Annotated in this window: 19 protein-coding genes; 8 read left to right on the top strand and 11 right to left on the bottom strand. The window is 68.5% G+C overall.

What is annotated here, in order from left to right; all coding sequences use genetic code 11:
- Positions 1 to 21: 21 nt before the first annotated feature.
- The 8 genes from ACFXOM_RS34025 to ACFXOM_RS34060 all read right to left on the bottom strand — a co-directional run bounded on the left by ACFXOM_RS34025 (position 22) and on the right by ACFXOM_RS34060 (position 8,051).
- Positions 22 to 717 (bottom strand): hypothetical protein, encoded by a 696-nt coding sequence (locus ACFXOM_RS34025; protein ID WP_385041270.1) that lies wholly within the window; start codon positions 715 to 717, stop codon positions 22 to 24.
- Between the two features lie 76 nt (positions 718 to 793).
- Entirely contained in the window at positions 794 to 1,252 is a 459-nt protein-coding gene (locus ACFXOM_RS34030; protein ID WP_385041272.1) for a hypothetical protein, read from the bottom strand.
- An 84-nt stretch (positions 1,253 to 1,336) separates the two neighbouring features.
- Positions 1,337 to 3,061, bottom strand: coding sequence for a relaxase/mobilization nuclease domain-containing protein (locus tag ACFXOM_RS34035; protein WP_385041275.1), 1,725 nt, complete (start codon positions 3,059 to 3,061; stop codon positions 1,337 to 1,339).
- Positions 3,058 to 3,684, bottom strand: coding sequence for a hypothetical protein (locus ACFXOM_RS34040; protein WP_385041278.1), 627 nt, complete (start codon positions 3,682 to 3,684; stop codon positions 3,058 to 3,060). Before ACFXOM_RS34040 ends, ACFXOM_RS34035 begins: the two co-directional genes overlap by 4 nt.
- A 450-nt stretch (positions 3,685 to 4,134) precedes the next feature.
- Positions 4,135 to 5,682 (bottom strand): hypothetical protein, encoded by a 1,548-nt coding sequence (locus ACFXOM_RS34045; RefSeq protein ID WP_385041281.1) that lies wholly within the window; start codon positions 5,680 to 5,682, stop codon positions 4,135 to 4,137.
- The gene (locus tag ACFXOM_RS34050; RefSeq protein WP_385041283.1) at positions 5,679 to 6,320 is read right to left on the bottom strand and encodes a WhiB family transcriptional regulator; all 642 of its coding nucleotides are present in this window, start codon (positions 6,318 to 6,320) and stop codon (positions 5,679 to 5,681) included. Before ACFXOM_RS34050 ends, ACFXOM_RS34045 begins: the two co-directional genes overlap by 4 nt.
- Positions 6,321 to 6,439: 119 nt before the next feature.
- A complete protein-coding gene (locus tag ACFXOM_RS34055; protein ID WP_385041286.1) occupies positions 6,440 to 7,135 on the bottom strand; it encodes a hypothetical protein in 696 nt (231 codons plus the stop codon).
- Positions 7,136 to 7,142: 7 nt separating this feature from the next.
- Positions 7,143 to 8,051 carry a helix-turn-helix domain-containing protein gene (locus tag ACFXOM_RS34060; RefSeq protein WP_385041289.1) on the bottom strand — a complete coding sequence of 303 codons (909 nt, stop codon included), beginning with the start codon at positions 8,049 to 8,051 and terminating at the stop codon, positions 7,143 to 7,145.
- A gap of 742 nt (positions 8,052 to 8,793) precedes the next feature.
- Between ACFXOM_RS34060 and ACFXOM_RS34065 the strand changes: the two genes are divergently transcribed.
- Positions 8,794 to 9,240, top strand: coding sequence for a helix-turn-helix domain-containing protein (locus ACFXOM_RS34065; protein ID WP_385041291.1), 447 nt, complete (start codon positions 8,794 to 8,796; stop codon positions 9,238 to 9,240).
- A gap of 300 nt (positions 9,241 to 9,540) precedes the next feature.
- Here the strand turns inward: ACFXOM_RS34065 and ACFXOM_RS34070 are convergent, their stop codons facing one another.
- Positions 9,541 to 9,747: a hypothetical protein gene (locus ACFXOM_RS34070; protein WP_385041294.1), complete on the bottom strand. Its 207-nt coding sequence runs from the start codon at positions 9,745 to 9,747 to the stop codon at positions 9,541 to 9,543.
- A 252-nt stretch (positions 9,748 to 9,999) separates the two neighbouring features.
- Here ACFXOM_RS34070 and ACFXOM_RS34075 point away from each other — a divergent pair, with 252 nt between their 5' ends.
- The gene (locus tag ACFXOM_RS34075; protein ID WP_267804702.1) at positions 10,000 to 11,205 is read left to right on the top strand and encodes an MAB_1171c family putative transporter; all 1,206 of its coding nucleotides are present in this window, start codon (positions 10,000 to 10,002) and stop codon (positions 11,203 to 11,205) included.
- Entirely contained in the window at positions 11,202 to 11,822 is a 621-nt protein-coding gene (locus tag ACFXOM_RS34080) for a hypothetical protein (protein WP_267804703.1), read from the top strand. Before ACFXOM_RS34075 ends, ACFXOM_RS34080 begins: the two co-directional genes overlap by 4 nt.
- Positions 11,823 to 12,102: 280 nt before the next feature.
- Here ACFXOM_RS34080 and ACFXOM_RS34085 read toward each other — a convergent pair whose 3' ends face one another.
- A complete protein-coding gene (locus ACFXOM_RS34085) occupies positions 12,103 to 12,810 on the bottom strand; it encodes a restriction endonuclease (protein WP_361370348.1) in 708 nt (235 codons plus the stop codon).
- A gap of 38 nt (positions 12,811 to 12,848) precedes the next feature.
- Entirely contained in the window at positions 12,849 to 13,520 is a 672-nt protein-coding gene (locus tag ACFXOM_RS34090) for a restriction endonuclease (protein ID WP_385041298.1), read from the bottom strand.
- 828 nt (positions 13,521 to 14,348) lie between these two features.
- On the opposite strand from ACFXOM_RS34090, the gene ACFXOM_RS34095 reads away from it, so the two are divergent.
- Genes ACFXOM_RS34095 through ACFXOM_RS34115 form a run of 5 tightly spaced genes read left to right on the top strand, consistent with a single transcriptional unit; the run spans position 14,349 to position 20,263 of the window.
- Positions 14,349 to 15,821, top strand: a complete 1,473-nt coding sequence (locus ACFXOM_RS34095; RefSeq protein ID WP_385041301.1) for a tyrosine-type recombinase/integrase — start codon at positions 14,349 to 14,351, stop codon at positions 15,819 to 15,821.
- On the top strand, positions 15,818 to 17,635 hold the full coding sequence (locus tag ACFXOM_RS34100; RefSeq protein WP_385041303.1) for a hypothetical protein: 1,818 nt from the start codon (positions 15,818 to 15,820) through the stop codon (positions 17,633 to 17,635). The genes ACFXOM_RS34095 and ACFXOM_RS34100 overlap by 4 nt, the downstream gene beginning before the upstream one ends.
- Entirely contained in the window at positions 17,632 to 18,816 is a 1,185-nt protein-coding gene (locus ACFXOM_RS34105; protein ID WP_385041306.1) for a hypothetical protein, read from the top strand. The genes ACFXOM_RS34100 and ACFXOM_RS34105 overlap by 4 nt, the downstream gene beginning before the upstream one ends.
- A gap of 11 nt (positions 18,817 to 18,827) precedes the next feature.
- Positions 18,828 to 19,787: a hypothetical protein gene (locus ACFXOM_RS34110; RefSeq protein ID WP_385041308.1), complete on the top strand. Its 960-nt coding sequence runs from the start codon at positions 18,828 to 18,830 to the stop codon at positions 19,785 to 19,787.
- On the top strand, positions 19,784 to 20,263 hold the full coding sequence (locus ACFXOM_RS34115) for a hypothetical protein (protein WP_385041310.1): 480 nt from the start codon (positions 19,784 to 19,786) through the stop codon (positions 20,261 to 20,263). The genes ACFXOM_RS34110 and ACFXOM_RS34115 overlap by 4 nt, the downstream gene beginning before the upstream one ends.
- Positions 20,264 to 20,341 lie beyond the last annotated feature (78 nt).

Consider the following 20,341-nt stretch of genomic DNA (forward strand, 5'->3'; position numbering starts at 1 on the left):
GGGCCGCCGCTGGAAGGCGTGTCAGCGGGTTGCTGTCGCCTTGGCGTGGGCCTTGTCGAGGTGCCGGTCGACCAGGGCGGGCGAGCCGGCGACGACGAGCAGCACGTTCCCGCTGCGGACCGCGGTCTGCTTGACGACGCTGTCCTTGCCGCCGGCCGAGAAGGTGAGGAGCTGGCTCCACTGCTCGTCGCCGAGCTGGGGTGCGGCCGTCTTGTGTGTGGTGATGTCAATCGCAGTGCTGCCGACGAGGACCTGGTACTCCGGGCAGCCGGTCATCGCGTCGAAGATCCGGCTGGTGCCGTCCGAGAGTTTGTCGGTGGTGTCGCTGTAGAGCTCCTCGGACACCTCCGAGTCGCTGCTGCCCGTGTAGGTGAAGGACGCCTTCGCCTGGCGGGGGAAGTCGAGCGAGCCTCCCGTGGCCGCGTCGCCGCCCAGCTCGTTCAGGGCAGGGCAGCCCAGGACGGTGACGTCCTCGTGCTGGGCGGGGCGCTCGGGCTTGCGGCTGTACCCACTGCCGAGGTCGCCGTGATCGAGCAGGCGGGTCTCCAGCGCGGCCGACGACAGCGGCGTCTCCTTCTGGCCGGCGCTCGCCGGATTCCCGGCGCGCGCGGCGGACGAGGAGGCTGGTTTCGCGTCGCTGAAGTCGGTTGAGCAGGCGGGCAGGGCGAGGAGGGTGACGGCGGTGATGCCGAGGGCGGTGGCGACGCGAACGCGCATGTGTGACCCCTTGGTGCTAGGTGGCAGGTCGGACAGTGCGGGCCCTTGGGCCCGGTGAGGTTTGCAGGAGTGGGGGTCAGTGACCGAGGTGCCGCAGGCAGTCCTCGAACGTGGCGTGCGTCGCGTCCACGGGGCCGAAGGCACGGTTGAACCAGGCAGTGTCGAGCCGCGGCTCGAGCTGCTGGTGCCCGGTGCGGCAGCGCAGCCACACTTCGTCGCGGGTGGAGAGGATGAGCCAGTCCCGGTACATCCCGCACTCGGCGCAGGCGACGACCTCGCCGTCCAGGACGAACGGCTGCTGCCAGGGCATCATCCGACCTTCCACCTGATCATGACTGGGCACCCGCAGGTCCGGCGGCAGGAAGTCGTCTACCGAGTCCGCCGGCTCGGAGGCCGGCTGCGAGCCGGCCGCACCGCGCTGCGCGGTGTCGAACGGAGGGACCTGGTCGGCCATCCGTGCCTCCGCCTCCGCGTGCCACCGCATGATCTCGGCGATCTCCTGCTCCGCGCGACGGCGGCGTATCCGGTGAAACATCCTGTGGTCCTTCCCGCTCTTGTCCAGCACGCGTCATGATCGTGCCCCAGGTCCTCGGCCAGCTTCAATTCACAAAGTCGCTAGTCAGGGCCTGCGGCGCCGGGACCCAGTGCGCCCATGCGCGGGCCGCTCTGTCCGCTGCGCCGACCGCTCCACTGCGTGGTCGGTGGGCACCATGCCGGTGGTGTCGGCGGGAAGGCCGGCTGTGCGGCGCAGCCGCCACACCAGCACGTCGCTGACCGACTCCGCGCTCGATAGCTCCCGTCGCCCGGCGGCTTCGGTAAGGAGCGCGGCAGGGTCGTGGCCGGCGGTCTCGGCGTCGGTGAGGGTGGCGGCCAGGGCGTACCAGCCGGGTTCGGTGAGGATCTTTTCGGCCAGCTCCGGCAGCGTCTCGCGCAGTACAGCGGCCTGCCGTTGTTGGAGGGGGCGGGTGAGGTGCTGGCCGCGCTGGTAGAGCGCGCCGAGAGGCTGGTTGGCGGCGGTCTGGTAGGCGGCGCGCAGGTGCTCGGCAGCCTGGCGTGCGGCGGCGGCTTGCTGGGCGTGGTTCTTCTTGGCGTGCCAGCGGGCGGCTGCGGTGATGAGGAAGAACAGCATGTCGATCGCCATCGCGGTGGTCGCGCCGTCTTCCCCGCGGCCGAGCGCGGGGCCGCTGTGGACGAGGTCGCGGGCGGCCTGCCGCAGAGCCCGGTCGTGCCCGCGCTCAGCCCGGACGTGGGAGCGGGAGGCCCGCTCGAACGCCCAGGCCGCCTCGCGCAGTTCGCTGCGTGTGTGGGCGGCTGAGGTCTTGGCGAGGGCGTCCAGGACCTCACCGGCAGCCGCGATGTACGCGGCGGCGACCGCGTCGTCGCCGTCCTCGACGATGAGCACCGCCTGCCACGCTGCCGATGCGGTCCGCCGGCGCGCGACGGCCGGACTGCTCGGCGCCGGCTGCGCGGGCGGCTCCGTAGTAGCTGTGCCACTCCGGCCGGGGGCGTCGGCGGACCAGCGCTCCCGGATGCGGGGCAGGGACAGGTCCGGGGCGAGCCGCGCGCCGGGGTAAAACACAGGCTCGTCGTCCTTGTTGCGGTCGTCGGGCAGAGCGACCTTGTACCCAAGGAGGTCACCGGACGGCGCGACCCGCTTGCGGATGAGCAGGCCGGCGGCGGCCAGCCGCTCGAAGAACTCCTTCTCGCTCTGCACGCCGGCCACCGCGCGGCGCACGGTCTCGCGCAGTTCCTCCCGTACGGTGCGCTCGCGGCCCTGGCGCTCGGCCTTGTGGCGCTCGGCGCTGGTGGGGCGCTGGGCGGCGGTGCCGTCGCCGGGTGCGACCTGGTGCAGGCCGAGTTCCTTCTCGATGAGGCGGCATTCGGCCTGGGCTCGCTTGCCGGAGCGGAAGTCGTCGGGGCGGCTGCCGTCCTCGCACACCAGGGTGGCGACGATGTGGATGTGGTCGTCCGCGTGGCGTACGGCGGCCCAGCGGCAGCCGGGTTCGCCGCCGCCGGGGTCGATGCCGGTGGCAGCCACGATGCGGCGGGCGATGTCGCCCCAGTCCTCGTCGGACAGGACACGGTCGTCTGCGGTGGCGCGCACGGAGGTGTGCCAGACGTGCTTGGCCGGCCGCGCGTGGGTCGGGAGGGCCTCGACAGGCTGGTCGAGGAGCTGCTGGAGGCCCTTGAGGGTGGCGTTCGGGTCGCGGCCGGGGTCGGGGGACATGCCGTCGAAGGAGGCGACGAGGTGCGGGTCGATGTGCTCCTCGTGCTTGCCCGGCCCGTACAGGTAGGCGAGCAGGCCGATGGTGCGTGATCCGGATTTGTTGACGCTGGGGATCATGAGGATCGGTGCGCGATGAGCTGGGAGGCGGCGGCGTGGACGGTGCCGGCCGCCTGTTGGACGGCGGCGACCGCTGCTTCGAGCTGCGGGGCGTCGGCACCGGAGTTGAGGGCCTTCATCGCCTGGTTGAGGTTGCTGCCGGCCCAGCCGAGTCTGCGGCGGCTGTCGAACAGTGCGGTGATCACTTCGCGTTCGTCGGCGATCTCGGCACTCGTGCGGTCGAGGTCGCGGGCGGCGGCGAGCGCGGAGCGCGCGAGGAAACCGGCGACGGACACGTTGCACCGGGCGGCAGCGGACTTGATCAGGGTGAACTCTTCTTCGTTGAAACGAGTGTTGGGCTGGTGCAGGCGCTTTCGCTCGGGCGGCTGTCGTGGGCGCTGTCGAGCGCGGGCGGCACGGTCGCGGCGGCTGCGCGGCTCGGACTGCTTCTCCTTCTGCTCTGGCTTCGATCCGCCCTCGGTCGAAGCCAGATGGACCTGCGCCCCCCGGTGCAGGTCCTCTCCCGCCCCCTTGGGGGCGGGTTCGGCGGAAGCTACGCTTCCGCCCCAACTTGCTCGCCCTGAGACCGACTTGATGTCGGAGGTGGGTTCCGGGGCGTTGCGGTGTGCGGTCGGTTCTGTCATCGGATGGTGGGCCTCATGGTGCGGAGTCGGTGCTGGATGGTGGCGGCAAGGTCGAGCAGATCGGCAGGGCCCGTACACGCGGACAGGGGTCGAGGAGCCGGCGGCGGACCAGGACGTCCGCCCACGCGCCGGCCTCAGCGGGGAGGGTGGACAAGTGCGGGGGATGAGCGGCCGTGCGGTCCTCTCCGAAAAGCGGGGCGGTGGCCCGGCGCAGAACCGGGCCACCAGAGCAACAACGGGCCTTGACCTGTGTCTTTGCGTGTTATGTGCACTCGGGGCAGTGTCCTACGTGCCCCGCCAGTGCCCGTGCCATCCGTGCCTTGGCCGAGGCGGCGTGCGTGGCGCTGGACCTGGCCGACGGCTTGCCTGCATGTCGCTCGGAGTGAGCGGTCAGGAAGGCGACCTCGCGCTCGTACTGTCTTCGGATGAGTGTGAAGCGGCGGCACGTTCTCATCGGTTGCTCCTTGTCGTCGTGGTGGTCGCCTCGCTCCGCAGCTGCTGCAGGACGAGGCTGAGACGCTCGTTCCGACCGCCGGTCAGGCCCTCCCGACGGAGGATCTCCCGCAGCTGCACGCGCGTCAGGGATTCGTTTCCGTCCCTTTCCAGCACTGCCGGGACATGGGGAAGGACCTCTCGCGCGAGTTGCTCCGCGGATTCCTGCAGTTCCCGCGAAGCCCGCTGCGCCTGCGGTCCCCGCGTCCGGTTCCGCATGCCCTTGGATTTCGGGGTCGGCTTCCGCCGGAGGGGGACCGTGTGTCCCCGGTCCTCGGTGGTGTCGGTCCCCGCGTCGGTGCTGGTCGGTCCCCGGTCCCCGGTGGTGCCGGTCCCCGACTCGGAGTCGGCCGGTCCCCGGTCCCCGGTGGTGCGAGCTGCTGCTTTGCCCTTCGCGGTCCCGGACTCGCCGTCTTCGGGGAGGGCGACTTGCCGGCCGTCCTCGCGGAAACGGTCCCCCCCTCCCGGTCCCCGGTCCCCGGAAGCAGGGTCCACGACGTGCGCTGATGCGGGGGCGGTCCCGGGGACCTGTCCCCGAAGATCCGGGGACAGGTCCCCGACAGATTCGGAGTTGATGTGGGGACCGCGGTCGGGGAGCGTGGGGACCGGCGTAGTGATGACCTTGGTGGAGGAGTGGACCGTCCCCTCCTCTTCCGGGTGCTGAGGGCGGGACCAGGGCGAGGGGAGAGCGACGCTGGCGAGGTCGATCGCGTGGCGACGGACAGCCAGCTGGTCGAGCAACTGCGCGCGCTGGACAGGGTCGCTGCCCACGGCGGCCTGCCCAATGGCTTTGGAGAGACGCCGGCTCAGGCGTCGGCCGCGCCAGGTGCCACGTCGCTCGGCGGTGCGTTCGGCCAGGCGTGCGGCGAGCGTGACCGCGCGGGCGGTGGCCCGGTCGCGGGTGATCTGAGCGGCGTCGCGGTCCCGGGCGGCGATGCCGAGCCGGGACAGCAGCCGCTCACGCATCTCCCGTCCCAGGGTGGCGAGCAGTCCCCTGGAGGCTGCGCCGGGGGTCCGCAGGCGGAGTTCGATGCCCATCGCGAGGTGCCACAGCAGGGCTGCCATGACGGGGCCGATCAGGGCGCGGACGGTGCCTCCCACGGGGCCGAACTCGGCGTAGGCAGGGATGATCTGCACTCCGGTGATGAGCCAGACCAGAGTGCCCGGCAGGCCGGGGGCGCCTTGGGTGGCGAGGTTCTGGCGAGCCATGAGCGCGGTGGCGAACAGCGCCAGCTCGGCCGTTGCGAACATGGCCGCGCGTTCGACGGTGCTGCCCATGTCCAGGTAGTCGGCGGCGAACCGCCAGCTCGTGTCCGCGCTGTAGGCGGTGCACCCGAGCGCGGCGAGGGCTGCGACCCTGACCGCGGGGCTCCCCGACGCGGGCTTGCGACCGGCGCGACGCCGGACGGTCCAGCCGGCCAGGACCAGAGCCAGCACCGCGGAGATGCCGAGCACGAGGGACAGGGGGAGGTCCGGCACGGTGAGGGACAGGGCGTGGTGGGTCATGCGGCCTTTCCGAGAGGGGCGTTCGCGGACATGGTCTTCACCGGTCGGGTCGCCTTCTGGCAGTCGGGAGTCTGGCTCTGCGCGGGCTCGCTGGTGGTGGGCTTTCGGCTCTTGCGTTGCTTCGGCGGCGGGGGGACGCCCAGGCCCCGGTCACGGTCGTCGAGCTTGTGGGCGGCCTGGGTCAGCAGGTCTCGGGCGTGGTCCTGGCTGACCCGCAGGGTGATCGCGAGCCGGTCGGCGCGCCAGCCTCGGGCGTAGGCGTGATCGACGACGATGTCCCGCTCGGTGGCCGTGAGGTGCACGTCCCGGCCGTTGAAGATCGCGATTATGCGGCGGTAGTCGAGGCGCTGAGCGATCTTGTCGTGCCAGGGCTGGCGCTCGGCACTGGTAAGTCCGCCCCAGATGCCCTCCTTGAGGCCGTTCTCTAGCGCGTAGGTGAAGCATTCGCGGCGGACCGGGCACTGGGCGCACAGGGCCTTCGCCTCGGCGATGGCCGCGTGGTCCCGGGGAGAGGCGAAGAAGATCTCGTCGGCGTCTTCGGGGTACAACCAGTGGCACGCGCCGTGCGCTTGCCAGTTGGTGTCTGCGATGCTGCGCAGGCCGGTGGGTGGTGCTTCGTGCGTGGTGATGTGGCGCATGGTGTCTCCGAGGTGCGGCCGCGTCCGCCAGGGGTGCGGAGCCTGGCGGTGGGGAGGCGGCGGTCGGGTGCGGCTGCGGGGCCGGGACTCGCAGCCAGGCGGGACGTGGAGTGGGTGGGTCAGGCCATGGCGGGCTGTTGCCCGTAGTGCCTGGCCGCGGCGAGGCCGAGCCGACTGGGATGCGGGCTGGCGCGTGGGGTGTAGCCGCGTGCTCCACCGTCGAGGCCGACGCGGCGACGGCGGCACGGCTCTCCGACCTGCGCCAGACACCAGTCGCATCGCACGCTCAGTGCGTCAGGCCGCCCTTCAGCGATGGCCGCCTCGCGCGCCGCACGGATGGTCCGGTACGGGGCGAGTTCGGCGCGGACGGCCGGGGGTATGCAGGACCCGATCGCCTTCAGCCGCGCCTCGAGCCTCGGGTCGGGCCGGCCGCTGGTGAGCTGCCGGTGGGAGGCTGGCTCGGCGGCGCCGGTGGCGACCGCGTGCCGGGCACGCACCAGCTCCGCCTGCCACGCCGCCTGGTCGTCCGGGTCGGCTGCAGGGGTGGGGTCGGTGTGTCGGCCGATGCGGTCGCGCCGGTAGCTCTCCCACGGGCGTCCGATGTCCGCGGGCACGATCGGGTACGGCGAGGTGCGGATGTGCTGGAGGGCGGCGGCGCGGGCATCCCAGCCGTGCGGCGTGCTCAAGGGCACGTCGCCGAGCAGCTCGTGCCACTGGGCGATCTGGTCGGCGGCCTCGCCCTTGTCGGTGCGGATGGTCCTCGGGTCGAGCCGGCCGATGTACGCCAGCAGGGCCGCGGTTTCGCGACGGTCCATGGCGTGGCTACTCCGTTCCGGTCGGCTCTTCGAGGGCGGCGAGGAGGGCGGCGGTGTGTGCCTCGGCTCGGGTCATCCGGCCAGGGCCACCGTGGTCGTTGTTGCCGGGCGGGGCGTAGAGCTTCGGGCGGCTGGGAGCGTGCTCGCGGGCTATCCATGACCGCCAGTCGGCAGCCCACGCGGTGGAGGCGCGGGGAGCGAAGGCTGCTCGGTGTGCTCGCCACTTCGCGTCGGCGGCGGCGAGGCCGCCCTGGCCGAGGCGGCTGAGGTGGCCCTCCCGGAGGGCCCAGGTGTGGGTGGCTGGGTCGAGCTGCCACTCGCTGGCCGAGGTGACGGCAGCACCACCACCACTGCTGCTGTACCTACGGTTCACCTTCGGTTCACTACGGTTCTGGGGGTCGGAACCTGACCCTTCCCTGGGTCGGAATCTGACCCGTCGGGGGGTCGGATTCTGACGCGAGGGGTCGGAATCTGCCCCGGTCAGATCCGGGCAGGAAGAGTCGGGATTTGCCCCCTTCTTGCGGTAGATGGCATACCGCCGGAGCTTGGCTTCATCCAGGTCGGGCACCGGATCGGACTCCGATGCCGGATCGACGCGTTCGACGTCCGACTCGTCTCGCTTGGCCACCGCGAGCTTGGCCAGGTACGCGGCAGCGAGGGGCAGCCGGTAGACCGAGCTGCGCTGCGGGCCCTCGTACTCGTCGAGCTGCTTGAGCTCACCACTGTTGAGGAGCGAGGTCAGAGCGCTGCGTACCGCGTTGCGGGAAGCGTTTGTCCTCTTCATCAGGCTGGTGACGGAAGCCCAGGCGATGCACTGGTCGTCGGCTGCCCGGTCGGCGATCGAGAGAAGCACCAGGCGGGCGGTTCCCCGGCTGCGGCTGTGCTCCCACACCCAGTCGCGGGTGTTTTTGCTCATCGGCCACCGCCGACCAAGCAGCGGTCCATTGCCGCGCAGGCCGACTCCGGCCTTTTGCGCAGGGCAGACTGCATGCAACAATCTCCTTTGCAGTGTTGTCGCGCTGAGACGCCCCGTGGAAGGGATCAGCGCGGTGATGGTGGGCAACCTCCGCCCTTGCCGGGGCGGTCGTGCCATTCAGCGTTCGGCGTCCGGGAGTTACCGCTCTCGGGCGCCGTTGCTGTTACAGGGGGTCTATCCGTCGTGGCTGGGGTGCACGCCGTCTCCCATGCTGGTCTGGTGGTGTCGGGCGTAGCTGCCCGAGGGAACGACGAACATGGCACGTACCCCGTGTCAAGATCCAGACTTGGTTCTTAATCTCTGTAGAAGTTGCGAGACCGTATGCCCGCCCCGATTCGACATCCATCGCCGGTGGCAGCCATCGGGCGCGATCGAGGTGCGGTCGACGCCCAGGCCGCCACTCGTGCGCGCATGGGCGTTGCCGGGAGCGGAAGGCGCGGACGCGTCCGGCAACTCGCATGACCGATATAGCCGTTTTGTCATGCCGCCTCCCCCTCTCCGAACTGGCGGCGGCATCTGCCGCTCGGCCCGCCCTGTTAACACCTGTTGACGGGTGCAGGAGGAGACTACGACGTCAGCAGCGCAGATTGTCAACTGAGAAGAACAGTTGATCAAGTGGCATCGTGTATCGTCCACACTTGTAAACGGGCACAGGGGGAAGAGTGCTGCGAAGGAGGGTGCCGTGGGTGGTGAGGTGAGCGAGGAGGGTCGCTTCCTCGCGGAGAAGATCGACCGACTGTTCAAGGTGATCCACCCGGAAGGTCGGGGGCCATACTCCCTGCGCGAGGTGGCCAATGGGATCGCCGAGAAGGGCGGCCCCGCGATGTCGGCCAGCTTCCTCCATCACTTGCGCACGGGGCAGCGAGACAATCCGGGCATTAAGTACCTTAAGGCGATCGCTGACTTTTTCGGCGTTCCCCCCGCGTATTTCTTCGATAACGAGGAAGGGCGCCGAGCCGACGCGGAACTCTCGCTTCTGGAAAGCATGCGCGACAACCAGGTTCGCTCTGTTGCCCTCAGGGCATCGGGTCTTTCGCCTGAAACGCTCAGCACTATCCAGGCATTCATTGAGCGGGCGCGAGAGATGGAGGGGCTGAACGGCGGCAACCCGACGGAAAAGAATGTGTGAACCGCGCCACAAGGCGACTACAGTCAGTAAGTTGAAAATCGCACGTTCGGATCGCTGGGGCGCGGGAACTTGAGTGACTTCGCGTTTGAGGCGTCGCGCAGTGTGGCGATCATGAATTTCCGAGACGTGGCACGCGTGAATTGATCATGAACGGGGTCGCATATTCTCTACCTCGCCCTGCACGGCATGCAGGGCGAAGGTATTGGTAGCACCCCGGGGGAAGCGTTGCGGCTGCGTGGACGACTCACTAGAAGCCCGCGAGAACGGATCTGCGATCCCCTGGCAGGGATCCACATCCCCTCACCCTTCGATCTGCGGAAGTTCTGCGACGCCGTCGCTGCATATCGTGGTCGGCCTCTCCTGGTGGAGGCGGTGGAAGGCGTAAATGGCAACGACGATCAGCTCTGTGGCCTGTGGGTGGAACTCGACAACGCCGACTGCATCTTCTACGAGGCATCGACATCCCCCCTCCACCGCGATCACATCGTCCTGCACGAGATCAGCCACATGCTCCTCGGACATTCGACCGTAGCCGGTACAGACCCGGGTGCCGACCTCGGGATACTCTTCACCAGCATCGATCCCAGCACCGTCCGAAGCGTCCTCGGCCGCGCAAACTTCAGTAGCCCACAAGAGCGCGAAGCAGAGCAACTGGCCACCCGGATAGCGGAAGTTGCCAAGCTCCGACCGCGAACCCCCGAAACGCGTGCACCCGAACTCAACCGTCTGGATGCAGCTTTGAGAGGGGAGGGCTCCTAAATGAGCCCTATCTTCGCGGCAGTTATCGCCCTGCTGCTGTGGATCACCACAGTGTGGCGGGCAGTTAGAGTCTGGCGTAAAGGCGTCGACCGCACATTGTGGTGGACATTCTTCGGACTGGCCGTCATGATGACGCTCCGGCTACCGGCAGGTCGAGTGCTGGACCAATGGACTGGGATCACTGATCTCTCTTACCTGCTGAAGCATCTCTTCGGCGGCGTTCTCTCCTCGGCAACGCTCCTGGCGTTCCTCCGAGGGGTGTCCGGGCAATCGCCGAAAGGCCGGCAGGCACGAACGCTGCGAATCGCGATTCCGCTCGTTACCGCTGTCATCATGACCGCCCTCTTTCTGGCCGAGCTCCAGCCCTACGAGACGAACAAGATATTCCGGGACCCCACGGCCCGCTGGGCACTGGTCGCCTACACCGTTGTCTTCCTCGGCTACCTCAGCTCTTCACTCGTGGGAGGCATCCGTGTGTGCTGGCGGTGGAGCGGCGGTTCTGACAGCCATTCCCTCGGCTGGGGGTTGCGCATCATCGGCGGGGGACTCGCCGCCGGGGTCGCCTACTGCATCACTCGTATCGCGGCGATCGTCACGCGGGTCACCGGTGACGGGGTGTTCCGCGGCGACGTCGACGACTATGTGAGCACCTATCTGCTCATGGCGGCCCTCCTGATGATCGTCACCGGTAGCAGCCTTCCCGCCGCCGTCAAACTGCGCGCCTGGCACGCCGAACGAACGACGCTCCTGCGTCTACGCCCGCTCTGGCGGGAACTCACCGATGCCACCCCGTCGGTGCGACTCAACCCGATGGCTTCCTGCGCCGCCGAGCGTCTCGATCCGCGCCACGTCCACAGCCGCCTTTACCGGCGCACCATCGAGATCCGCGATGCCGCTTTGAGTCTCAGCGACTACGCGCCCCTGTACCTCCGCGAGGAGGCCATGCACCACGTTCAGTCGCACGGACTGTTCGGCACCCAGGCAGCAACCGCCGCAGAGGCATGCTGGCTGGCTGTCGCACGCCACTCCAAGCTGGCCGGCGTCTCTCCCGCAGAGCACCTTGAGCACCAGCCGGCCGGTGGCGGCACCGACCTCACCACCGAGATCACCGCGCTGACCCAGTTGTCCGACGCGTATCACTCCGAGCTCGTCCGGGAGTTCGCCGACGAGTTCACGCACGACGATCAGATGGAGCCGCAGGCATGAGCACCTTCACCGCGCAACCGACCCCGACTTACGCTGAAGCCTCGCCTCGGGTCAAGGTCGCCAAAGCCATCACCGACGTCCTCGCACCCGGCCACCTGGTCATCGGCCTTCTCCTGCTCATCGGCTGGCACAGCACCACCAGCTTCGCCGGTGTGGCCTGGGGCCTACTCGCTGCACTCTTCTGCGGCATCATCCCCCTCGCGATCATCCGCCTGGGTGTCCGGCGCGGGAAGCTCACCGACAAGCACATACGCATACGTAAGCAGCGCATCGCGCCCCTGATCGCCACCCTCATCTCCGTCGTCACCGGCATCGTGCTGCTGCACGTCCTCCGGGCTCCGAGCGAGGTCTTCGCGCTCGTCATTGCCATGCTCGTCGGCCTTGCGAGCAGCCTGGCGGTAACCGTGTGGTGGCAGATCTCCGTCCACAACGCCGTCGCCGGTGGAACCGTGATGATCCTCCTGCTGGCCTACGGGCCGGCCATGCTGCCCGCCGTGCCTCTCGTACTGGCCGTCGGATGGTCCCGCCGCATTCTCAAGGCCCACACCCTTGCCCAGCTCGTCTGCGGAACCGCTCTCGGTTCCATCTCAGCTCTCGTCTTCACTCTTCTTCGCTGAGCTCTCGGAAGCCAAATCGGATCACGGAGCGATCTCCAATCTGACGGGCCTCGAGCTGGGCCAACCGCTGCCGAAAGAGCGCACCCAGCATGTTTGAGCGGTCTAGCGCATAGTCGGTGCCGGGCCGTTGACGCCCGACGACGGCTGTGCCTCCCGGCGCGGGCAGCGTTCTCCTACATGAGCCTCATTGGGGCGAGCTCGTGGGCCATGCTTTCGGCGATTTCCGGGAGACCGCGATGCGGCAGTGCTCGAAGCCTGCGATGCTGCGGCAGGACGGTGATCAGGTACGGACGGTGGCGGCCTTGTAGAGGTGGGTGCCGTGTGCCCACTTTTTGATCTCCCGTCGCCCGAGCAGCGTGATGCGGTGTTGGTCGGCGAACGCGGCGGCAGGGTCGGTGAACCCGGCGAGGCCGATCATGATAGCCACGTCGGCGCCGTGGTGGGGGCGCGCGGTTCCGTTGAACTGCTGCACGTGGCCGGATACGACCCGGGCCCGGTAGCGCTTGCACTGGATGATCACGAGGTCACCGTCGCTGTCACGGGCTCTGACGTCGGCTCCGAGGTCGCCGGCTCCGCCGACACGCTGCACTTCGGTGAAGCCGTCGCGGATCAGAAGCTCGGCGCATGCTTCTTCGAACTCGGTTGGGGTCATCGTCTCCAATTGCCACATGCGGAAGGTCGGTTCGCAGGGAGCTTCCTGCTCGACGTGGGAGGTGGAGGCGGTGGGAAGGGGGGCACTGTGGCCTGTGGTGTAGTCGAGGGCGAGCAGGCCCGCTTTGACACTGCCGACCACGAGCAGCAGAAGGCCGGCGCTGATGGCTCCGGTCCACCACAGATGACTTGTGACCCATGCCCAGGGCTCGTTCACGATCCACGGAACCGCTGTCTCGGTGAGCCACTGCCAGAGCATCTTGCCGATGGCGAGGGTGAGGATGCCGTACAGCAGGAACTTAAGGAATGGGTCGAGACTGCCGTCCTCTTCGAACATGCCGCTCCTCGGTTTGAGTCGGGAACCTGTGCGCGTGGTCAGGCAGTGCGGCGCAAGGCCCGTCGTTGGCGAGCGGGCAAGGCGAGGAGTTCATGGAGGGCGATGCCCTCGTTTGCCCACCGCTGCAGCCTCTGACGGTCGATCCAGCGGACTCCGTGCCGGTCGCCCCAGGCCATGGCGTCGCGGGTGAAGGTGCCGTTGGTGACGACGACAGCGTGATCGGCGCGGTGGGCGGGCCCGGCCGTGCCCTTGACCGCGTACATCACTGATGAGCCGACTCGCCCGCCGACACGGGTGTGTTTGGCTTGTACGACGATCCGGCCGCGTTGGGCGTGATCACCGATGACGTCGGCGGCCTGGTCACCGCTGCCGCCCACCCTGCGTGCGGGCCAGCCGTCCCGGATCAGCAGGTCCCGCAGCGCGTACTCGAACTGCCTGTCGTCCATGGCGTCGCACTCGTCCAGGGTGAAGCGAAGTACGGCGAGCCGTTCCCTCGCGCGCTGCCGTTCCTTTGCCGTCTGCCTGACGCGCCAGACAGCGACGAGCCCGCCGAGAACCGCAACGACCAGCAGCACCGGCCATGCATCCCGAGCGGCGACGGCGGCCAGGACAGCGCCCCGGACGACCAGGACCAGAACGGCCACGGCCACGACGATGGCCGAGGCCACCTCGATGCCGCCACGGGGCCGCCGCAGGCGCCAGCGGCTCATCAGCGGGCGGCCGGCACGCTGTGCGTCGGCTTCGGATCCGCTGGAGGAGGCGTGGTCGCGGCTTGGCCGAACCCGAATAGCTGTCCCCACAGCCAGACACCCGCCAGTAGTCCGGCGATCATCCACCCGCTCATCCGCTTCGTGCTCCGTGGCTTCGGGTTACGGCGAACATGCCCGCGCACATAGTGGAACCCATCCGGAATCTTGGCCATGCGAATCCCTCCCGTCAGGGAAGGGCCGCGTGGTGCGACCCTTCCTAGGAATCGGTGTAGCAGCGCGTACTGACAGAAACTGATGGATCATCACGGAACTCGGCCCGGCCAGAACTGCATCCAGCCATGCACAGCGTGACGACGACGCCCCGTTTGATACTGGAACCCGCAAGCCGCTGACCTCGCTCGATGGGGTGTTGCCCAGTGGGCTCCGACGCACGGAACGCTGAATGGCGCACTTGAGGGAAGGTCAACTGGCCTGCGGAATCGCCTGTCAGCGCGCCGCCCCGATGATTGGCGAAATGCTGCGCCGCGCATGAGGACGCCGTGTACGCCGGAGCCGCCATGGCCCAATCCACTGCCTCACTTCATGACGGTCTAGTTCGGCGAGAGAGTGATAGTCATCCACGGCGCGGCTTCTTCTCGGGAGGAGTGGCCGACGGGTTCGATGCCGCGGTGATCGTTGAGGCTGAATCCGGTTACCGTGACCATGTCTGAGCCATCGGCGACTGCCACGAGGTGGGTGCCGCAGCTTATCTCGGCATGATGAGGTGTCTCAGAGATCGCGAAATTATGCGGTCTCTCTACGTGTCTCATCGGAAGTCAGGAGAGCGGCTTGTCCCACGCCGTGGAGGAAGCAGTCGCTGAGGCGGTGGTTGACAGGCATCGCACCGTTGTGGGTCTGGCAGCCGTGGACCGCGCCGACGCAGCCGGGGTCCTGCGCCGGGCCGGTGTGGAGGAGGGGCAGCGATTCATCCTCGGGCCGGACGGCTCCTACGACTTGGATCTGAATCGGATGATCCGAGACCTGCCGAGTTGGGGTGTGCGTTCGGCTAACGGCCAACAGGCGTACTGCTCGGACCTGACGCTCGTCTGCCGATTCCTCCATGAAGGCAGGGGCGGCAAGACGATCTGGGAGATGACCGGAGCGGATCTACGTGCTCTCAAGCAAGCCCGACTCTTCGCGGCGGACCCCGACGAACGGATCGAGGTTGTTACTTGGAACCGGATGCTGGCCTCGCTCGACAAGTGGGTGGCGTGGTCCCTGGACGCGGAGCTCTTGGCCGAGGAGCCGTTCCGGTACGTCGACAAGGTGGTGATGACGCCGCAGGGTCCCATCCAGGTTCGGGTGAACGCCGAGGCGGAGCCGGGCCAGAGCGACCGGCCGATCACCTTCCTGCCGTACGAGGACTACCTGCTGTGGCGAGACGTTGGTCTGCGCGGCTTCCTCCCGGACGGCGGGCGTGATCCGAAATGGCGGGGACGCAACGGCGAGCGCAATGCGCTGTTCGCGGACCTGCTGGTGTGTACGGGGATGCGGCTGACAGAGGCTTCGTGCCTGCTGGTGCCCGAGGTTCCGTCGCTGGCCCACGGCCAGGGTGCCTTCCATCTGTCCAAATCGGCGACCAAGCGGGAGAAGGCCCGCAAGGTCTACGCGCGCCGGCGTGTGGTGCGCGATCTGCATCACTACCTCGCCATCGAGCGTGACGAGCTGGTCCAGCGCACGCGCCAGGCCGGCGGCTACGACTGGGCAAGCGGGCACAGGGTTGTGCGTTCGACCCGGCAGGCGATGCTGGTTGAGGGCAGTTCGCGGGCCTGGACCTACGAGGGCATCGGATACGAGGACCGCTTGCGGCTGGTGTCGGTGGACGCGCGCGGTCGCGAGCTGGGCCCGCTGTGGCTGTGGTTGGGGGAAGGCGGGCAGCCGCTGAAGAGCTCGACGTGGCAGTCCGCGTTCCGGCGGGCGAATGAACGGTGCGCGAGCTTCGGCCTCGACTTCGACGTGCACCCGCACACCCTGCGACACACGTTCGCCGTGCACATGTTGGGGCTGCTGCTGCGTCAGACGATCCGGGCGATGGGGATGGCCGAGGACCGCCGCTTCACGTTGGCGCAGATCAAGCGGATGCTGATCGGCAATCCGATGCGCAAGCTGCAGCTGCTGCTCGGGCACAGTCGCGAGAAGACGGTCTACCTCTACCTGGACGTCCTGGACGAGGCCCAGGAGATCGTCCTGGCGGCGCTGGCCGAATGGGACGAGCAGGCGGCCGTCCTGGACAGCCTGGAGATACCGGAGGCTGACCTGTGAGCCCGAAGCGCGTGCGGTTCGCGGCGACCGCCACCCCGCCGCCTGCGGAGCCGGTGCCGAGCGTCGGGCCGTTGGTGTTCTCCGTGCCGGTGCTGGTGCTGGGCACGGAAGAGGTGGTGGACCTGTCCGATCTTGGCCACCCTCGACTGGTCCGGCCCCTGGCGAGTGCCCTGATCGAGGAACTCGGCACCCGGGGCGGGGTGAGACAGCGAATCCGGCTACAGCAAGCCGTGCAGACGGTCCGCGACTTCGTCCGCTTCACCGCGGCCGCTCTGGAGGGGCATGGAGAGCTGGCGCTGGACGACCTGGAACCGGGCCTGATCGATGCCTTCGAGGAGGCCCTGACGCGGCGGTACGCCGCTGGCAGCAAGGGGCCCAGAACGGAGGTGTTGCTGCTGCTCCGGATGCTTCGCAGAGTCGATGAGTCCCATCCGGGCCAGTTCGAGCTGGAGTTCGCCCATCGGATCAACGCCAAGCACACCTCGGAGGAGAGCGTCGCGGCCCGGCCGTTGAACGCCTACCCGTTCCCGGTGTTCGAGGCGTTGGAGGCTGCGGCTCTGTCGGATCTCGGCAAGATCCGGGACCGGATTCTGGAAGGCGAGCGGCTCGCTGAGAGCGGCCACGACCCCGAGGGGCACGGGTGGGACCGGTTGGAGAACATCTGCTGGTACCTGTCGAACCGCGGCCCGCTCACCCCCGCCCACCTCGCCATCCGCGGTGTCAGGGACCACGGCGGCATGAAGGCCCTGAACTCCCGCCTGTTCCTCACCCCTGGGGACATGGTCCGCTTCCAGGTCCTCCTGGCTTGCCAGACCGGCCTGGAGCCTGAGGCCATCAGGGAACTGCGTGCCGACTGCTTGGTCAGCCCAGCTCGCGGCTACGTCACCGTGAGCTACCTCAAGCGCCGTTCCCGAGGCGCTCAGAACAAGTCGCTGCGGGCGCGTGACGGCGGCACGCTCCGCAGCCCGGGCGGTGTCATCCGTCTCGCGCTGCGGCTGACCCAGCGAGCGCGGGACATGATCGGAGCCGAGGAACTGTGGGTGGCTCCCTCTGGAACCACGGGGGAACTGGCCCCCAGATTCACCCGCACCGTCGCGGTGGACACGTTTCCGCGGCGGGCGTTCTTGGCAGCGCACAAGATCGATGCGATGAAGGACCACGACGGCGGGAGCGTCTCGCTGGACCTTCGTCGGGTTCGTAAGACGTTCAAATCCCGGCAGTACCTTCGCGCGGGAGGGATCCTGCCCGACTTCGTCAGCGGGCACACGCCCAAAGTCGCGGCCAGGCACTACGCGGACATCGCCGCCCACGACGAGATCCACGACCAGGCCGTGGAGGCGGGGCTCGCTGAGGCCCTGGCCGTCGCGTTGCCGCCGCCGGTGGTGCTGGACGAGGACGGCAGCCGGCTGGACGACGGCGAGGAAGAACTGCCGCCCCAAGTCGTGCAGGAGACGTTGTCCGGCGCGACGGACGTGTGGCTGTCGTCCTGCAGAGACTTCTTCGCCTCACCGTACGCGGCGAAGAAGGGGGCTGCGTGCCCCGTCCCGCCGTGGGTGTGCCTGGAGTGCCCGAACGCGGTGTTCGCCAGCCGCCACCTGCCGGCCGTGCTGTCGGTGCTGGACACTCTCGAGCGCCAGCGCGAGGAGTTCTCGGTCCCTGAGTGGCAGGCCCGGTTCGGCCTGGCCCACGAGCGCATCACCACCGGCGTCCTGAACCGCTTCAGCACCCGCCAGATCACCACCGCCCGCGCGATCGCCGAGGCCGGCGGCCCACGGCTCGCCCTGCCCACCTCCTTCTTGGAGACGATCCGGTGACCCTCACGTTCGAGACCTCGCTCCCGGTTCAGCCCGGCCCGGCCCCGGATGACTTCGTCCTGCCGAAGAAGTACACGAAGGGCAAGGCGAACCGAGGGCCCCGGCTCGGTGACGACGTGTGGGATCTGCGGCCCTTTCTGCCACGGACCACGCGGCGCGGCCGGGTGAACTTCCTCGTCTTCGACGAGGGCCTGCAGCGGCGCACCGCACAGCAGTACGCATTCGCGGTTCTCCGGGAAACACCCGGCAACCAGCGTTGGCCCGTCAAGCCCACCACTCTCCCCCAGGAGATCCACACCCTCAGACGCGTCTGGGCCAACCTGCGCACGGTGGGGATCGAGCGGCTGCAGGACGTACGCCGCGAGCACCTGGAGGCCCTGCTCCCGCTCATGCGACGCTCGGGCCCCAACATGGTCGAGGACCAGGTCACTACGCTCAAGCGGCTGGCCGAGTTCGGCCCCTTCCTGTCCTACGACCGCCTTACCCTCAGGCCCTGGCCGTACCGCACCGCCAGGCAGATCTCCGGCCTCGCTAACCACCACGAGAACAGCACGCCCCGCATCCCCGAAGAGATCATGCGGCCCTTCCTGGCCGCGGCTGTGTTCTACGTGCGGTACGCCAGCGGTGACATCCTGGCTGCCCGCGACGACCTTGCCCGCTTGGCGGAGACGACGAAGGCCGAGCCGGTGCCGGCGCCGTTCGGCCGAGATGGCAGCCCCACCCGCGCGAAGATCGAGCGATTCATCGCCCATCGCAGGGCCGAGGGCCGCGGCCTGCCCGCCCTCCCCCTGGAGCATGTTCACACCGTGCCCGGCGTGACCGTGATCGACGGAGTAGTCCAAGCCCCGAACCTGGCCATGATCAGGCACTTGACCGGCACCCGACACATCCACCACCTGCGGCACCTCCTCACGGAGGCCGGGAACGAGTTGGGCTGGGAACAAGGCGGCCTTCCTACTCCGCGGACGCCGTGGCCGGCCACGGGCCGGCCCTGGCGAGCCGAGTTCAGTCCCACCTCGGTGAACGCGGAGACCGTGCACCTGCGCGTCGCCTGCTGGGTCGTCATCGCCTACCTCTCCGGCATGCGCGACATGGAGGTGCGTGAGCTGGGACGAGACTGCGCGGTCACGGAGATCGGCGCCGACGGGCGAACCCGATACAAGATCCGCGGGCGTGTCTAAAGAATCGCAAGATGTCCGGTGATGAAGCCGACTGGGTGGTCTTGGACATCGTCCACGAGGCTGTCGAGGTCTTGAAGCTCATCAACGACGACCCTACCCACCTCTTCGGATACCGACTGCCCTCGGACTACGTCCTGTTGTCCAACATGCCGAGACGACTCAAGAACTTCCGCGATCACCTGAACGCTCTGTTCAGCACCTCAGAGGAGTCCTACATCCCGGCCCTGGCCGCGGAGGATCTGGGTCTGGACACTGAATCAGAGCCCGCCGACAGTGATGAGAGCGACGAAGAAAAGAACGAGGACCTGCTGGCCTGGGGCTTCGATACACGACAGTTCCGCCGTACGCTCGCCTGGCACATCGCCAACCAGCCGTTCGGGGTCGTCGCGGGAACCCGGCAGTATAAGCACGCCAGCCACGCGATCTTCGAGGGATACGCCGGAACATCAGCCTCCGGCTTCGCCGACGAGGTCGCAGCCGACAAGGCCGTCGCCCTCTTGGACTACGTCGAGGATCTCTACCACGACTGGAACGAGGGCGGCCGGTCAGCCGGCGGCGCCGTCAAGCGGGTCGAGGCCGAGTTCGACCGGATCCGGGCCGAGCTCGGCGACCTGCCAGGGGCCGTCGCAAGCCCAGAACGCTTGAGGACGATGCTGCGGCACCTGACCCGCACCCTCCACCCAGGCGCGCTCAACGACTGCTTCCACCACGCGGAGACCGCCGTGTGCGGCAAGCGGGCCAAGAACGTCAGGCAGCCGCTGCCGATGCTGAACATGTGCTTGAGCTGCCCGAACTCGCGCCGGTCGGCAGTCCACATTCCGCGGATGCGGCTCACCCGCGACCTGGCTCACGAGGAGTTCAAGGACATCCAAGGCGTCCCGGTGCTGCAGGAAGCCGCCATCCGAGAGTTCGAAACCACCCTCGATGCCATGATCGCCGAGTTGCACGCCGAGGAAGGCAGCCCCCTGTGACCGGTCCCCGCACCACCCAGACCGTCTTCGCCCGGCTCTCTCGCGAGCATGAGCTGTCCGACAAGGACCGCGCCATCATGCGGGCCTTCGAGCAGCTGCTGGACGGTCGCCCAGAGATCACCGACGGCTCCGTCAACGTGGTCAACATCGCCACCGAGGCGGGCGTCTCCCGAGCGTCCTACTACCGGTCCCCGGTCGCCGGCGCCATCAAGGAAGTCCTCGCCGCCCCCAGTACCAAGCGGCCAGAGGTCGACGAGCTTAAGGCCGAGGTCATTCGGCTGCGGAAGGAGCTCCGCGATTTCCGTCGGGAGAAGGCCGAGGAGGTCCGTGAGCTGAAGGCCACCGTCGCCACCTATGCGAATCAGATCCAGGTCCTGGCCCTACGCAATGCCGAGCTGGAGGGGGACGCGGCCACCCTCCGCGGCCAGATCGCCGATGCGACCAGCGGTACAGTCCGGCCGCTTCGGAAGCCGTGAGCCTCACCGATCCTCAGGGCCCGGCGACCTTCGGTCGCCGGGCCCTCACACGCGCTCTTCGCTCCCCAGATTCCCCAC

It is taken from the genome of Streptomyces sp. NPDC059169 (assembly GCF_042755225.1).
GTDB lineage: Bacteria > Actinomycetota > Actinomycetes > Streptomycetales > Streptomycetaceae > Streptomyces.